Genomic DNA, 15,361 nt, shown 5'->3' with positions numbered 1-15,361 from the left:
TAATTAAACATACGGTAAATTAAAATACAATATTTTAGATATACCTAAGCATAAAAAAAGGAGCTTTAAATCAGCTCCTTTTTTCAACTTTCACAAATTATGCATTTGTTTCAGCTGGAATTTTTGTATAACTTACGCCACACATTTGTTCAGCGATACGCAATACTTGGCAGCTATAACCCACTTCGTTATCGTACCAAACATACGCTGTTAAACGTGTGCCAGAAGTGATTGTTGCTTGCGCATCAAACACACCTGCAGTGCGTGAACCAATAAAGTCACTTGATACAACTTCAGTCGAGTTTGTATAACCAATTTGACCTTGTAGGCTAGAATTAATCGAGATTTGACGAATGTATTCATTCACTTCTTCACGATCAACTTCTTTCTCTAAGTTTAAGTTCAAGATTGCAAGTGAAACGTTTGGCGTAGGAACACGTACAGAGTTACCTGTTAACTTGCCTTTAAGACCTGGTAATGCTTTCGCAACCGCTTTCGCAGCACCAGTTTCAGTGATAACCATGTTCAATGTCGCAGCACGACCACGACGGTCAGCCTTGTGATAGTTATCAATTAAGTTTTGGTCGTTTGTGAATGAGTGAACTGTTTCAACATGACCATTTAATACTTTGTATTTGTCATCTAAAACTTTTAATACAGGTGTAATTGCGTTTGTAGTACAGCTTGCAGCAGAGATGATTTTGTCTTCATCTAAGATATCTGTGTTGTTTACGCCATATACAACGTTCTTCATCTCGCCTTTACTTGGTGCAGTCAATACCACACGTGCAATACCTGCACATTTCAGGTGTTGGCTTAGACCTTCAGCATCACGCCATTTACCTGTATTGTCGATAAGAAGCGCATTTTCAATACCATAAGCGGTGTAATCCACTTCGCTTGGGCTTGAAGCATAGATCACTTTAATGAATTGACCGTTTGCAATGATTGCTTCGTTTTCTTCATCAACAGAAATTGTACCGTCAAAAGTACCGTGAATAGAATCACGACGTAATAATGAAGCACGTTTTGCTAAGTCACCATCAGATGATTTACGAACAACGATTGCTTTAAGGCTTAAACCACGACCTAAACCAGATTGGCTGATGATTAAGCGGGCCAAAATACGACCAATACGACCAAAACCGTAAAGAACGACATCTTTAGGTTGTTCAGATTTTGCTTTACCTTGAATCGAAGCAACGGCATTTGCAACAAATGCATCTACATCGCCACCTTGATTTTTATATTCAACAGCAAGTTTACCGATGTCTACTTCAGCAGAACCAATGTTTTCAATTTTCATTAACGCTTCCAAAATTGGGAAGGTATGAACAACTGAAAGTTCTACGTCAAGCATACGTGTACGGCGATGTGATTTTAAAATTTGAATCACTGAACGGTTTATTAAAGAACGACCGTAAACAGAAACAACAATATTTTTCTCACGGTATAATTGACCAATCAAAGCAATCATGCGTTCCGCGATTTCTTCACGGTTTTTCCAACGGCCTTGATGTTCTGCGTGTAGGGCAACGATAGTGTCTTTGCTCACAGTTACGTCCTCAAATTTAATATCTATACTGGGCGTGAATTTTTAAAACGCCATAATTGTAATGGAATTATCATCAAGATTGAATCAAAAGCTGTTAATTGAGCTAAGATTTTGTCCTAATTCACTATAAATTCATAAAATACCTATAATTATTTTTGTGATTTTAGGTAAAAGTCTTTTTCAATCATCACAATACGTGTAATTTAAATCATTCTCATAGCAGTTTTATTGATAGCTTTCTCTTGTTTGTAATCAATTCCTAAACTTTAACTTTGATCATCAAAATTGATTCGCTTTGAATATTGTTTCACATTTAGATGTAAATGCTGCTTACGCTGTCGTTGTTGATACAGATGCCATGCTCCTTCAATTACCAATACCAATACTGCCAACCAAATTGGAATATAAGTTAACCATTCACCTGAGCTGATTTTTTCACCAAGCACCAACGATGCCAATGCCAATAAAACAGGCTCCAAATACCCTAGTAAACCAAAAATAATTAAGGGTAAATAGCGACTTGCTAAAATATAACTTCCTAGGCCAATCGCACTCAACAAACCTAAACCTAGAACCACAACTCCCAAACTAGGATGCTCTAAAAACTTTAAATATGGAGTTTCACCTGTCTGAGTAAAGAAAATCGCAATTGGCAGGATCAAGAATAAATCCCACCAAAAACCACCTAAGTTGTCCGTTTGAATTTTTTTACGAAGAATAAAGTAAGCTGCATAACCTAAAGCAACAAAAGCAGTTTCCCAAGCTATTGTACCTAAGCGCCAAATTTCATGTGCTACACCAAATCCAGCCAACAGCACAGCAATATATTGAAATTTAGATAATCTTTCTCCATAGAGAAAACTACCAGCAAGGACTAACACCAAAGGCAAAAGGAAATAACCCAAAGAAACTTGTAGACCTCTTCCGTGAATTGGCCCCCATAAAAACAACCATAATTGTGCTGAGGTCAGTACGGAAGTGATCATTAGAAACACTAATAAAGTAGGCTTTGCTATGATTCGATTAAATATAGTTTTGATATGGGTCAAGTCACCACTAAACCACATAAATAAAGTCAAAAATGGAATTGTGGCAATAATTCGCCACCCAAAAGTTTGTTCACTATCTAACGCACCCAGTAATTGAGTGTAAAAATACAGAATCCCAAAGGTGACAGAAGCCAAAACTGAATAAGCGATGCCTTTTAACATTTTGACCTCAGAAGCATTTGGGATGTATCTTAAAACGTGAATTATCCACTATATAAAAATAAAAAAACCATGCAAGCATGGTTTTAAATAAGTATAGCTGATTTAACGATGTTCTGGATAAATCACGTCACCGATGTCATACCCCAAGGATTTAGCATAATTTAAATATTCATGAACTGTTTCTTTCTTCGGATTAGGCGTTCTAGAAAGTACCCATAAATATTTACGGCTCGGTTCTCCAACCAATACTGTTTGATAATCTTCATCAAGCTTTAAAACCCAGTAATCTCCGCGTGCAACAGGAATCCAACGCACGCCTTCAGGTAAAAAGCTCACTCTTAATTTGGTGTTAAAAGGCGCATTCGCAACAAACGCCTCACCTAAACTGTGTTGTAAATTACCTTCACCGTCATAACATTTGTTATCAACAACAATATTGCCATTTTCGTTTAACGTATAAGTTGCTGTCACGTTATAAGCGCATTTACGCTCAAAGAACATTGGCTTACGAGCAACTTCATACCAAACACCTAAATATTTATCCAATTCTACTTTTTCAACTGTAGGTAAAGACTTTGATTGTGCATAAGCAATCGTTCCTACAGCCAGTCCAGTTAAGACCACTCCACCAATTGCAATTTTTGTTAAACGCCAACTTGCTTTAGGGAAATTCTTAATCAGCGGCATGGGAAATCCTCAAAACAGAAATTTGTTATCAATAGTCATATATTTAGCTTTTCAACATAGCCTATTTTATAAACAAAGATTGTTGCGATATGTATCCCTTTTGAGGATTTCTCTGCTAGATTACGATTGCAACATATGGGCTTTGAGACGAACGATCTCATCTCGCAATCTAGCTGCCTGCTCAAACTGAAGCTCTTTAGAGGCTTTTAACATCTCTTTTTCAAGCTTGGTAATATGCTTGGCAAACAGTTTTGGATCAGATAACAAATGCTGTTCATCAGCACTGATACTCTGCGCTTGCTCTAACACTTTTTCATCAATTTCATCATCACTGAGCACTTCACCCGTATCGATTTCTTTAATTGCTTGACGCACAGCACTACGTGGGGTAATACCATGTAATTCATTAAATTCAATTTGTTTGTTACGACGACGATCTGTTTCGTCCATCGCTTTACGCATCGAATCAGTAATACGATCCGCATATAAAATCGCTTTACCTTTCACATTACGTGCTGCACGACCAATGGTTTGAATCAATGAACGCTCTGAACGCAGGAAGCCTTCTTTATCCGCATCTAAGATTGCAACCAAAGACACTTCCGGCATATCCAGACCTTCACGCAACAAGTTAATCCCGACCAATACATCATGTACACCAGTACGTAGTTCGTGAATAATTTTGACGCGCTCAACCGTATCAATATCAGAGTGCAGATAAGCCACTTTAACGCCATATTCTTTCAAGTATGAGGTTAAATCTTCTGCCATACGTTTAGTCAAAGTTGTCACAAGGACACGTTCATTTAATTGTTTACGAATATTAATTTCAGAAAGTACATCATCGACTTGAGTTAATACTGGACGTACTTCAATTTCAGGATCAATCAAGCCTGTTGGACGAACTACCTGCTCAACGATTTGCTCTGACTTTTCCAATTCGTAATGTGCAGGCGTTGCACTCACAAAAACCGTGGTCGGAACAATTCGCTCCCACTCTTCAAATTTCATTGGACGGTTATCCAAAGCACTTGGTAAGCGGAAACCATAATTCACCAAATTTTCTTTACGTGAACGGTCACCTTTATACATCGCACCGATTTGAGGAACCGTCACATGCGATTCATCAATGATCAACAAGGCATCTTCAGGGATATAATCAAATAAAGTCGGCGGCGCTTCGCCTGCCCCTCGACCTGAAAGGTGACGTGAATAGTTTTCAATGCCATTGGTATAACCCAACTGTTGCATCATCTCTAAATCATAACGGGTACGCTGTTCAATACGTTGTGCTTCCAGTAATTTGTCATGATCCTTGAAAAATTTAAGCTGATCTTTTAATTCATCTTTAATGGTATCAATCGCACGAGTTAAATGATCTTTTGGGGTAACATAATGACTTTTCGGATAAATCGTCACACGTGGCACTTTACGCACCAATTTTCCTGTCAATGGGTCAAACCAACGAATCGAATCAACCTCATCATCAAATAACTCTACTCGAATCGCATCTTTATCCGACTCAGCAGGGAAAATATCAATAATTTCTCCACGAATACGATAAGTACCACGCAAGAACTCCAATTCATTACGGGTATATTGCATTTCGACCAAACGGCGAATGATTTCATCACGGCTAACGCGATCGCCTTGCACAATATGCAATAGCATTTGCATATAGGCATTCGGATCACCCAAACCATAAATCGCAGAAACTGAAGCGACAATAATGGCATCACGACGCTCTAATAAAGCACGCGTTGCAGAAAGACGCATTTGGTCAATGTGGTCGTTGATTGCTGAGTCTTTTTCGATAAAGGTATCGGATGATGGCACATAGGCTTCTGGTTGATAGTAATCGTAATAACTGACGAAATACTCAACTGCATTATTCGGGAAAAAAGCTTTGAACTCACCATAAAGCTGTGCAGCAAGCGTTTTGTTGTGTGCCATAACAATCGTTGGACGCTGTGTTTGTGCAATCACATTCGCCATCGTATAGGTTTTACCAGAACCCGTCACTCCAAGTAGTAACTGATTACGAAGACCATGCTCAATGCCATTAACTAACTTCTCAATCGCTTGTGGTTGATCACCAGCAGGTTGATAATTGGTGACTAATTCAAAAGGTTGGTTTTCGCTCACAAGAATACCCTTTTCAATCGATGCCTTATTGATGGAGGCAATTGACTCAATTTACAATCACTTTTATGTATTTCACTATAAAATATTATGCCAATCGTAAATACATATAAATTATTTACCAATTAATAAAAAAATATGAGTAAGCTAGAGTTTTTACTCAATTATTTTGATATTTTCGTTTAAGTGTGTTGAATTCATATATAAAAGCACATTAATCTACACCTTTCAAAAATATCAAGAATTTAGAAAAATTGCTGTGAATTCACTCAATGCGCAATATTTTATATTAATTGTCCCCAGTTGCCTGTTTTTTATTGGTTTGGCATTTACTTGCTGCCGTCTTTTTTTTAAGGCTGATATTTTTTTATTATGGATTGGATTGGCATATACCATTCCCTCTATTGCATTGTTTGCTCAATGTTTAATGTCAAATCCTCAACTCACCTTAGCTGCACCATTTACATCCGTTTTATATTTATTAGGAAGTTGGATTGGTGCTTATGCAATTAGTTTAAAACTAAACACCACCTTTCAGCATAGAATTGCTTTTTTAATTTTTTTCTCTGCCCTGATCGCCCTGACCTATTATTCCTATATAGCGCCACAAATATGGCTGCGCCTAGTGATTCTCAATATTGCTTTAGGAAGTATTGGCGTATTGGTTTTTCCTGATTTATTCCGTCAACTCTCTAACAGCCGCTCTTTCGATCGTTGGGTGTTCATTTTCTATTTTATTAACGTTCTCTACTCATTTGTTAGAGCCACAATAAATTTCTTTTTTTTAGATAATATTGATCACAATCACATTGCATTAACCTCCTCTAATTGGTGGTTATTAGGGATGTCTATCAATATTATTTTAAATATCCTATTTGCAATTGTGTTAAGTGGCTGTGCAATTAAAGATGTCGTTTATCACCTCAATAACGATCGCTTACATGATCCTTTGACCCATCTACTCAATCGTCGTGGTTTTTTTGAAAAAACTGCATCCTTGTCATTTACCTCACAATCATATTTTCTCGTGAGTCTCGATCTGGATCATTTTAAAAGCATTAATGATACTTGGGGACATTATATTGGCGACCAGATTTTATATGGTGTTAGCCAAATGATGCTGAAAGATAAACAAGCCGAAGATCTTATCGCTCGTTTTGGTGGTGAAGAGTTTATTTGTTTATTCATCGCAGAAGATGCTGCTGCTGCCCTGATGCGCATCGAACATTATAAGACATTGCTAGAACAGACAACTTTTACGAATTATCAAATTAAAATGACAGCAAGTTATGGTCTAACCCATATTCATAATGTGCATGATATTGAATACGCGTTACAACGTGCAGATGATTTACTCTATCAAGCAAAAACCAATGGTCGAAATCAGATCTCTTTTGATTTAATGCTCTAATTTACAAACTCATAGCTAAAACTTGTTTCAATGTACCCCCTATCCTTTTAAGTTCCATCTACAATAAAATCGCTTGCACCATCAAGAAGAATAAAAACAGCATCAAGAAATAACGATAAGAAAAATCTAAAGCACTATTGACCCCTTATTCAATCGGTTGCAACATGAGATCAATATATATTTGAATGATAAAAAATATGTCTTATCAATATCACGATGAAACTATTGTCACTGAACTTCCTGAAGATACCGTATTTGTTTTTGGTAGTAATTTAGCTGGAATACATGATAATGGCGCAGCACGTGTCGCTGCACAACATTTCGCAGCAGTTAACGGTGTCGGACGAGGTTGGGCTGGGCAAAGTTTTGCTATTCCAACATTAAATGAACATATCCAGCAAATGCCACTTTCTCAAATAGAGCACTATGTCGATGATTTTAAAATTTATGCTAAAAATCATCCCAAAGTGAAATATTTTTTAACTGCATTGGGCTGTGGTATCGCAGGATATAAAGTTTCTGAAATTGCCCCTTTATTCAAAGGAATTCATTCGAATGTGATTTTTCCAGAATCTTTTCGACCTTACATCGAGGATGATGCTGTTTCGCAATTTCCAGATCTAACTGCGCAAATGGTTCATAGTTTCATTTGCGATGAAGTTATTTTTTATTTTAATCATGGATATGAATCTTTTGAGGAAGCTTTAGAACAAACAAAACTAAGCCCGTCAGAAAAAGCCATCGCGTTAATTGTACTTAATGAAGAACTTTATCCGCGTGATCGCTATGGGCGTGGACGTGAGCATGAAATCAGTGACATTTTGGGAAAACTGAATGGAAAAATTTTCAATTTTCAGAACAACTCTGAAGGTGCCATGATTTTCGTCAGTACAGTTATTGCCTTAATGGAACTCTATGATATTGATGAATATGACTTCATGAAACTCTGGCGTGGTGAACTGGAAATACAGCATCCCATCAACCGTTAATTTATTTTGATATTTTATGAGTGAAGCAGATAAATTCTGCTTTCTCATTATTTTGTTTTGCTTATAGTTAATATTCTTATTCCAACAAATTTAAATTGATTATTTTCCAAATCTTAATTTTTCTCATTATACTTTAAGGCAAACTGAATACTTAAAAGAAACGTATGGAAACTTTAGATTCTTCAATTTTTGACTTAACTCCAATTCCAATGTGGATTGAAGACTTCAGTGAAGTTAAACAACAATTTGATTTATGGAGAAAGCAAGGAATTGAAAACCTCCATGAATTTTTAAATCTAAATAAACACTTAGTTATCGAATGTGCTCATAAAATTAAAATTATTTGTGTTAATCAAAAAACTTTAGAACTTTTTGAAGCAAAAAACCAAGAAGAGTTATGTGCCAATTTAAATCTTATTTTTAAAAAAGAAATGTTTGAATCCCATATTTATGAACTTGAAGCATTGTGGAATGGTAAAACCTATTTTTCAAGCACCACCGTGAATTACACCTTATCAGGCAAACGTATTGATGTTCAGTTAAGAGGGGCCATTTTACCTGGTTCTGAATCTACTTTTGAACGGGTATTAATTACTACCGAAGATATTACTCCTTATCAAAATGCACTCCGTCAGGAAGAAAAAAATCGTCGCTTAGCTGAATCTATGTTTATCTACTCTCCCACCTCTCTTTGGGTTGAAGATTTTAGCCGTATTAAAAACAGAATTGATCAGCTTAGGCTATTAGGTATTGAAGACTTTAGGACTTTTTTAGATGTACATCCTGAATTTGTTCGTCAATGTATAGAAGATATTTTAATTTTAGATGTCAATCAGGCGACTCTCGCTTTATTTAAAGCCCCAGACAAAGAGACTCTACTAAAAAATACCCATAAAATTTTTACCGAAGAGATGGTGGAAACATTTAGAGAACAACTGATTGAACTATGGCAAGGAAATATTCACCACAAACGTGAAGCTATCAACTATGCATTAGATGGACAAATTAGAAATGTCTTACTGCAATTTACCGTATTCCCAGGGTATGAAGAAACTTGGGGATTGGTACAGGTAGCTCTTACAGATATTACTGCAAGAAAGAAAGCTGAAAATTATCTCGAATATTTAGGTCAGCATGATGTACTAACCAAGCTTTATAATCGTGCTTTCTTTACTGAAGAGCTTAATCGTTTAAATCGCAGCATTATCCGCCCTGTTTCTTCAATTTTTTTAGACATGAATGGTTTAAAAGAAACTAATGATCAACTTGGTCACGATATTGGTGATGGTTTATTACGTCGTGTAGGTCATGTCTTAAATCAAGCAATTACAAATACGGCTTATACAGCTTCTCGAATCGGTGGCGACGAGTTTGTGATTTTAATGCCGGGTGCAGATGAAGCGAATGTATTGATGATGCTACAAACTATTCAGGAACTTTTTAATATAGATAATCAATATTACTCAAGTCATCCTATTATTATTGCGATTGGGCATGCCACAACAAAAGAAAATGAGCAAGTCGAAGATATGCTAAAACGTGCAGATCATCACATGTATCAAATGAAAAAAAAATATTATCAAGAAATGCCAAAGAAATAAAAAACAGGCATATTGCCTGTTTTTTATTTAAATTAGCGTTTACCCATCGAACGACGAGTACCACGTGGTGGCATCCAAGTACGATCTGCATATTGCTCAGGTTTTGGTCGCACCTGATTATGCGTAGCATCCTCACAATCATCCTGAGTAGATGGCATAGGGAAAGGTAATTTGACTAAAGCTTTCTTGGCTTTAGGTTGTTGCGCAGTCATTGAAATTCTCTCGAAATTTAAATTTCTAGCGCCCATTGTAATAGATTTTTATTATTTTGCTAAAAATAAAATATGTAAAAAAGTACTGTACGACCTAAACCTATAATTTGGTAACTTTTTATTCAATCAAGGTAAGTTTCAGCCACAAATAAATCGATTTAAGCTAAAATGAGCTGCTTTTTTATTTTCTAATCCCATAAGAAGGAATAATGCCGTGGACGTACGTCTCTCTGATCGTGTCAATGCCATCAAACCGTCCCCTACACTTGCAGTAACCAACAAAGCTGCTGAGCTTAAAGCTGCTGGTAAAAACGTGATTGGTTTAGGTGCTGGCGAACCAGACTTTGATACCCCTCAACATATCAAAGATGCTGCAATTGAAGCGATTAATAAAGGCTTTACAAAATACACAGCTGTAGACGGTACTCCAAGTTTAAAAAAAGCAATTATTGCAAAATTAAAACGTGATAATAACTTAGACTACCAACCTAATCAGATTTTAGTATCTTGTGGTGGTAAACAAAGTTTCTTTAACTTGGCACTTGCTTTGTTAAACAAGGGTGATGAAGTAATCATTCCTGCGCCATTCTGGGTAAGCTATCCAGATATGGTAATCATTGCTGAAGGTACGCCTGTTATTGTGAAATGTGGTGAAGAACAACGCTTCAAAATCACACCAGAACAATTGGAAGCTGCTATTACACCTAATACTCGTTTACTTGTATTAAACAGCCCTTCTAACCCAACAGGTATGATTTATACCAAAGCTGAATTAGAAGCTTTGGCTGAGGTACTTCGTCGTCATCCACAAGTATTCATTGCTTCTGATGACATGTACGAACCAATTCGTTGGGAAGATGAGTTCTATAACATCGCAACAATTGCACCTGACTTATATGATCGTACAATTGTCCTTAATGGCGTATCAAAAGCGTATGCAATGACAGGTTGGCGTATTGGTTATGCTGCTGGTCCAGCAAAACTAATTGGTGCGATGAAAAATATTCAATCTCAATCGACATCTAACCCAACTTCAATTTCTCAAGTTGCGGCAGAAGCAGCATTGAACGGTCCGCAAGATGTATTAAAACCAATGATTGAAGCGTTTAAACGCCGTCATGACCTTGTGGTAAATGGCTTAAATGAAATTAACGGTATTTCTTGCCTACCTGCTGATGGCGCATTCTATGCCTATGCCAATATCCGTCCATTAATTCGTGCCAAAGGTTTAAAATCTTGCACAGAATTCTCTGAATGGTTGCTTGAAGAAACTGGTGTAGCTGTTGTACCAGGTGACGCTTTTGGTTTAGGTGGTTTTATGCGTATTTCTTATGCAACTGCTGATGATGTATTAGTTGATGCTTTGGCGCGTATTAAAAAAGCAGCAGACTCAATTGATGGCGTTGATGCCGCAATTGCTTCGATTGCAGCAGAAAAAGCCTCTCAATAATCTGAGTTGCGAAAAAAAGAAGCTTCTTAATGAAGCTTCTTTTTTGTCTTTATGAATCAGCTAAAAATTTATTCTTTCGCTTCTGCATTAAATAAAGCAACTACATCAGCTTCAGTCATCTTCTTCGTTGCATTTTGAAATGCGTAAAACTCAGGCTTACTATCAATATAGATTTCCAAATCAAAATTCAAATCTTGAGGTGACTCATTCAATGCAAAAGCATTAATATTGCAATAACTCTGATCTTTAGTCCGCCAAAATAAATTTGTGCCACAAGAATTACAGAACCCACGCTCGCCCCAAGCCGATGAATTATAGATAGAGAGATGGTCTTGTTTTAAAAATTTTAAGCTGCCCTGTTTCACATCAATCGTCATAATCACACCACTGGTCTGTCGACGACAAATTGAGCAGTGACAGGCATGTACGTCATGATTGCTTAATTCAACTTCAAATGTGGTTTCACCACAAACACATTGCCCTTTCATTATAAATTTACCTTTTATTCAAAATTGTTATCAATTAATTGTAGAATAGAATAAAACAAAGATTGAATTTAATAATTAATAATTTCTGCAACATAATTTTATATTGATAAGATACTTCAAAAAATAATCTATTTCTTTTACTTCATACACATCAGCTTGATTTAGATTGATACAAAAATAAGGGCGATAATATTAAAAATTATACAGTGACATATATATACGCCCCTTAATTTTATGCTGTAGATTTATTCTTACTATGACTTCATGCAATCGCTTTATTTTCATGAAAGTTTTTTGGTCGTGAGCATAAGTGACTAAAAACAGCATATTGCCAAATACTCTTCACTTGCACAGCTACAATTTTATTTTCTGCAACTGACCAAGCCAGTGCCGTATTTGCACCCAAAATAAGCTCTCCACCGAGCTGAAATAAGTACAAAGGCAAATGCTCATTCACCGTTAATACATTTTTCTGCGTCAATAAATTTTTAGCGTTTTGGATTTTCCATTTATCACCAAACCAAAGTTGCAATAAATCGCCTAGAAATAGAGCTTGTTGCTTAAATGGAAATGTATTCAAAAAGCAGTTTTCAACTGATGTGTAATATTGCTCAGGATCTTGAATGATTTCAAGATAATGATCTTGATAAAAAGATAAATTTGAAAAAATAGATTGAATGCTAAGAATAGTCATTTTGACCTCCGATTTAGCCATTTTAGTGCTGGCAAGTTGGGTTAAATCCACACTGTCTAGATAAAAATCTAAACACTTTTCTGTTTCGAATCTAACAACAGCCTGATCAAAGTTCAAGTTATTTTTCCGATTTCGCCATAATTGTGCAAATAAAAAGCATACAGTAAAAAAATGAAAGAAACATGACACTTTTAGCTTGACCGATTTTAAAAGCTGCCTATAATGGCATTCAGATTCTCCCATAGCTCAGTCGGTAGAGCGACGGACTGTTAATCCGCAGGTCCCTGGTTCGAGCCCAGGTGGGAGAGCCAAATTCAAAAAAGCCTATATCCAGTATGATATGGGCTTTTTTATTGACCAAAATTCACCCTAGCTCCTACTAAAAACAAAGTATCCTATCCATTAAATTTATAAAAATGCTGATAAAAAGTACAATCAAATCAATATTTAATTTTTTTATTATTCAGCTCTTGACCACATCTCTATTCATGCATAGAATGCCTATCCAGATTCTCCCATAGCTCAGTCGGTAGAGCGACGGACTGTTAATCCGCAGGTCCCTGGTTCGAGCCCAGGTGGGAGAGCCAAAATTCTAAAAACCCACTCTTATTGAGTGGGTTTTTTATTCATGTATTGATAATAAATATGTTTGCATCTAATCAGATTATCTTCTTGCTTATTGGCTTGATTAGCACAGTATTACTTTTAATTAGTTGCCTACGTTCTTTTCTACCCCAGCAGAAGTTTTTTGCTCGCCCTGTCATTACCACATTTGAATCAAAGATGTTCACGAGGCTACAACAGGCATTTCCTAACAATCACATCCTTACACAAGTCGCTTTCAGTGCTTTAATTACCAGCGACCATTATAAAATTCGTAGTCAATTCAATCGAAAAGTGACTGATTTCGTGATCTTAGACAAAGAAATGAATGTATTAGCAATCATCGAACTTGATGATCCAAGTCATATTGGAAAAGAATTAGAAGACAAAAAACGCGATCAAATGCTTTTAGAAGCAGGATACAAAGTGCATCGATATACTCAAATTCCATCTGTAAAACAATTACAGATGGACATTCGATAAATCAAATTTCTTAATTAAGGATTATTCAGACTTAATTGCTGATTCAGCATTTTTCTGTTTTTCAAATTTCTTTGCAATTTCTGCATGTTGTTGATCATATTTTTTCTTGGTTTCCGCATCACTTTTTGCAGCTAGGAAAGCCATTCCTACAATAAAGATCGGGATGAGTAACCCCAAACCCATTAATAACCAAGGTACTGACTTCTTTTCAGTAGATTGTTGACTCATAAATGATCCAGATTTCAATAACACAACTCATCTTAATGTAACAATATAACAAAAAAGAGCCTCTATGGAGAGACTCTTTTTTGAAAGCTATGATCTAAATAAAAGCTTAAAACTTACCTGTACACTGAGCGTTTTGACTCGCATCTTTTTGAGCATCAGTCAGCACAATACCCGTACCTGCTGACATATATTTTTGAATAAACTCCACTGCTTTTGCATTTCTACAAATGATCGCCTGCGTATGCGTTGCATTCGGTACGATATCTAATAAATAATTTTCATCATAAGCTGCTTGTGGGAAGAATTTTAAAGCATTGTCTTTCATATTCTTAACTAACAGTTGCGTAACTGCTGGCAATACCGCTTGATCTTTTTCTCCCTGAATAAGTAAGACAGGTGTCTTAATTACTTTTTCTTTAGTCGCATTGGTTGCAGGCTGAGTCGCCGCTAAGAAATTTTGCACCACAACATCTTCTTTAAATTTAGTTAGATCAATACCAAACTGTGTGATTTGATGTGTAGGGTCTGCTAAGAAAGCTAAAATTCCCGCTTTAAATTTCTCCTGTAATCCATTAGCGCTATCTGGAGCTGGATAACTCAAGCATGCACCATCATCGCCGGTACGACCATATGCTAATTCTGCGATATCAGCCGCACCTGACGTAAAGATTTGTTTAAAATCATAGTTTGGCTGCTGTGCCTTAATTCCTGCACTAGCCAAAGCTGCATACGCTAATAATTCAGCATAACCATCTGCAGTTTGATCGATTGTTGGTACTGCAAGTGCCATTGGATCATTTGGAGACATTTGACCAGCAGCAATCGCTGCATCAATCTGTCTACGTACCGTGATCGCTTGATCTAATTTACTAAGCTTAAAGCCACTATCTTTATTCATCGCTGGATCAATATAAATCTGAATAATAGTACCTAAACTTGATGCAGGGGCGCCTGCTACAGCCCCTTTATAACTTATATCTGCATTCGCAAATTCAGCTGTGCCTAGTGATGCATGTCCGCCTTGGGATTGACCAATTGACATCCAATCACCTTTCAACTGATTTCCATAATGGTCTTTTACAGCCTTTACTGCAGCTAATGCGGATTTAGCTTCACTACTTAAATTAAGGTATGGATGAACACCTGCAGTACCCAACCCTTCATAATCAGGTGCAATTACCACATATCCAGCTGCTAATAAAGTATCAGCAAGAATTCTAAAGCGAGGATTAATCGTATTTTTACTAGGTGCACAACCATCACCCACCCCAACAGTTCCATGTTCCCACACGACTACACGATAACCATCTGCAGGTTTAGCAACTTTAGGGAACAATACCATCGCTGTTGCAGTTGCTGTTCGACCCTGAACATTTGCCATGTTATACGTCATTACTTTAATCGAAGCAGCATTATTAACCGTATCAATCGCATAATTGCTTTCATACAAATAGGTTTTACTCGAATCTACTCCAGTGTAATCATCATTATTATCATTACATGCAGTTAAAAATAATGCTGAAATAGAGAATGTCATTGCTAAAGCAATTTTTGACCGTTTCATAAAATATCCTTTTGTCTTTGTTTTTGAGCATGAAACTACATGC

14 protein-coding genes and 2 tRNA genes are annotated in these 15,361 nt (G+C 36.5%); 7 read left to right on the top strand and 9 right to left on the bottom strand.

Annotation, left to right across the window (positions count from 1 at the left end; genetic code table 11):
• Positions 1-97 precede the first annotated feature (97 nt).
• From AAV96_RS13440 to uvrB, 4 genes are all read right to left on the bottom strand, one after another.
• Positions 98-1,555 carry a glyceraldehyde-3-phosphate dehydrogenase gene (locus tag AAV96_RS13440; protein ID WP_004663078.1) on the bottom strand — a complete coding sequence of 486 codons (1,458 nt, stop codon included), beginning with the start codon at positions 1,553-1,555 and terminating at the stop codon, positions 98-100.
• Between the two features lie 266 nt (positions 1,556-1,821).
• On the bottom strand, positions 1,822-2,766 hold the full coding sequence (gene rarD / locus AAV96_RS13435; RefSeq protein ID WP_046739666.1) for an EamA family transporter RarD: 945 nt from the start codon (positions 2,764-2,766) through the stop codon (positions 1,822-1,824).
• Positions 2,767-2,868: 102 nt separating this feature from the next.
• Positions 2,869-3,453, bottom strand: a complete 585-nt coding sequence (locus AAV96_RS13430; RefSeq protein ID WP_005217444.1) for a lipocalin family protein — start codon at positions 3,451-3,453, stop codon at positions 2,869-2,871.
• A 120-nt stretch (positions 3,454-3,573) separates the two neighbouring features.
• On the bottom strand, positions 3,574-5,598 hold the full coding sequence (uvrB, locus tag AAV96_RS13425) for an excinuclease ABC subunit UvrB (RefSeq protein WP_046739665.1): 2,025 nt from the start codon (positions 5,596-5,598) through the stop codon (positions 3,574-3,576).
• 256 nt (positions 5,599-5,854) lie between these two features.
• Between uvrB and AAV96_RS13420 the strand changes: the two genes are divergently transcribed.
• From AAV96_RS13420 to AAV96_RS13410, 3 genes are all read left to right on the top strand, one after another.
• Complete coding sequence (locus AAV96_RS13420) at positions 5,855-7,006, top strand: sensor domain-containing diguanylate cyclase (RefSeq protein WP_046739664.1); 1,152 nt, start codon at positions 5,855-5,857, stop codon at positions 7,004-7,006.
• A 197-nt stretch (positions 7,007-7,203) separates the two neighbouring features.
• Entirely contained in the window at positions 7,204-7,995 is a 792-nt protein-coding gene (locus AAV96_RS13415) for a hypothetical protein (RefSeq protein ID WP_046739663.1), read from the top strand.
• Between the two features lie 164 nt (positions 7,996-8,159).
• Positions 8,160-9,596: a sensor domain-containing diguanylate cyclase gene (locus AAV96_RS13410; RefSeq protein WP_046739662.1), complete on the top strand. Its 1,437-nt coding sequence runs from the start codon at positions 8,160-8,162 to the stop codon at positions 9,594-9,596.
• A 32-nt stretch (positions 9,597-9,628) separates the two neighbouring features.
• Here the strand turns inward: AAV96_RS13410 and AAV96_RS13405 are convergent, their stop codons facing one another.
• Positions 9,629-9,808 (bottom strand): hypothetical protein, encoded by a 180-nt coding sequence (locus AAV96_RS13405; RefSeq protein ID WP_004663092.1) that lies wholly within the window; start codon positions 9,806-9,808, stop codon positions 9,629-9,631.
• 214 nt (positions 9,809-10,022) lie between these two features.
• Here AAV96_RS13405 and AAV96_RS13400 point away from each other — a divergent pair, with 214 nt between their 5' ends.
• Positions 10,023-11,258 carry a pyridoxal phosphate-dependent aminotransferase gene (locus tag AAV96_RS13400; RefSeq protein WP_046739661.1) on the top strand — a complete coding sequence of 412 codons (1,236 nt, stop codon included), beginning with the start codon at positions 10,023-10,025 and terminating at the stop codon, positions 11,256-11,258.
• Between the two features lie 68 nt (positions 11,259-11,326).
• Here the strand turns inward: AAV96_RS13400 and AAV96_RS13395 are convergent, their stop codons facing one another.
• Entirely contained in the window at positions 11,327-11,746 is a 420-nt protein-coding gene (locus tag AAV96_RS13395; protein WP_046739660.1) for a GFA family protein, read from the bottom strand.
• Between the two features lie 262 nt (positions 11,747-12,008).
• On the bottom strand, positions 12,009-12,440 hold the full coding sequence (locus AAV96_RS13390; protein ID WP_042862534.1) for a hypothetical protein: 432 nt from the start codon (positions 12,438-12,440) through the stop codon (positions 12,009-12,011).
• 235 nt (positions 12,441-12,675) lie between these two features.
• Between AAV96_RS13390 and AAV96_RS13385 the strand changes: the two genes are divergently transcribed.
• From AAV96_RS13385 to AAV96_RS13375, 3 genes are all read left to right on the top strand, one after another.
• Positions 12,676-12,751: transfer RNA gene (locus AAV96_RS13385), tRNA-Asn, on the top strand.
• A gap of 200 nt (positions 12,752-12,951) precedes the next feature.
• Positions 12,952-13,027 (top strand) — tRNA-Asn (locus AAV96_RS13380).
• A gap of 58 nt (positions 13,028-13,085) precedes the next feature.
• On the top strand, positions 13,086-13,526 hold the full coding sequence (locus tag AAV96_RS13375; protein WP_046739659.1) for a DUF2726 domain-containing protein: 441 nt from the start codon (positions 13,086-13,088) through the stop codon (positions 13,524-13,526).
• 21 nt (positions 13,527-13,547) lie between these two features.
• Here AAV96_RS13375 and AAV96_RS13370 read toward each other — a convergent pair whose 3' ends face one another.
• Positions 13,548-13,754, bottom strand: coding sequence for a hypothetical protein (locus AAV96_RS13370; RefSeq protein WP_004663100.1), 207 nt, complete (start codon positions 13,752-13,754; stop codon positions 13,548-13,550).
• 106 nt (positions 13,755-13,860) lie between these two features.
• Positions 13,861-15,318 carry a lipase family protein gene (locus tag AAV96_RS13365; RefSeq protein WP_046739658.1) on the bottom strand — a complete coding sequence of 486 codons (1,458 nt, stop codon included), beginning with the start codon at positions 15,316-15,318 and terminating at the stop codon, positions 13,861-13,863.
• Positions 15,319-15,361 lie beyond the last annotated feature (43 nt).

Origin of the sequence: Acinetobacter sp. AG1, from assembly GCF_001005525.1 — a bacterium.
Classification (GTDB): Bacteria; Pseudomonadota; Gammaproteobacteria; order Pseudomonadales; family Moraxellaceae; genus Acinetobacter; species Acinetobacter modestus.
This window is presented reverse-complemented; position numbering and strand designations above follow the sequence as displayed.

Coding starts and splice junctions, on each gene's coding strand:
- AAV96_RS13395 (WP_046739660.1), bottom strand. CDS start 11,746: ATGAAAGGGCAATGTGTTTGTGGTGAAACCACATTTGAAGTTGAATTA.
- AAV96_RS13410 (WP_046739662.1), top strand. CDS start 8,160: ATGGAAACTTTAGATTCTTCAATTTTTGACTTAACTCCAATTCCAATG.
- AAV96_RS13375 (WP_046739659.1), top strand. CDS start 13,086: ATGTTTGCATCTAATCAGATTATCTTCTTGCTTATTGGCTTGATTAGC.
- AAV96_RS13405 (WP_004663092.1), bottom strand. CDS start 9,808: ATGACTGCGCAACAACCTAAAGCCAAGAAAGCTTTAGTCAAATTACCT.
- AAV96_RS13430 (WP_005217444.1), bottom strand. CDS start 3,453: ATGCCGCTGATTAAGAATTTCCCTAAAGCAAGTTGGCGTTTAACAAAA.
- AAV96_RS13390 (WP_042862534.1), bottom strand. CDS start 12,440: ATGACTATTCTTAGCATTCAATCTATTTTTTCAAATTTATCTTTTTAT.
- rarD (WP_046739666.1), bottom strand. CDS start 2,766: ATGTTAAAAGGCATCGCTTATTCAGTTTTGGCTTCTGTCACCTTTGGG.
- AAV96_RS13370 (WP_004663100.1), bottom strand. CDS start 13,754: ATGAGTCAACAATCTACTGAAAAGAAGTCAGTACCTTGGTTATTAATG.
- AAV96_RS13415 (WP_046739663.1), top strand. CDS start 7,204: ATGTCTTATCAATATCACGATGAAACTATTGTCACTGAACTTCCTGAA.
- AAV96_RS13365 (WP_046739658.1), bottom strand. CDS start 15,318: ATGAAACGGTCAAAAATTGCTTTAGCAATGACATTCTCTATTTCAGCA.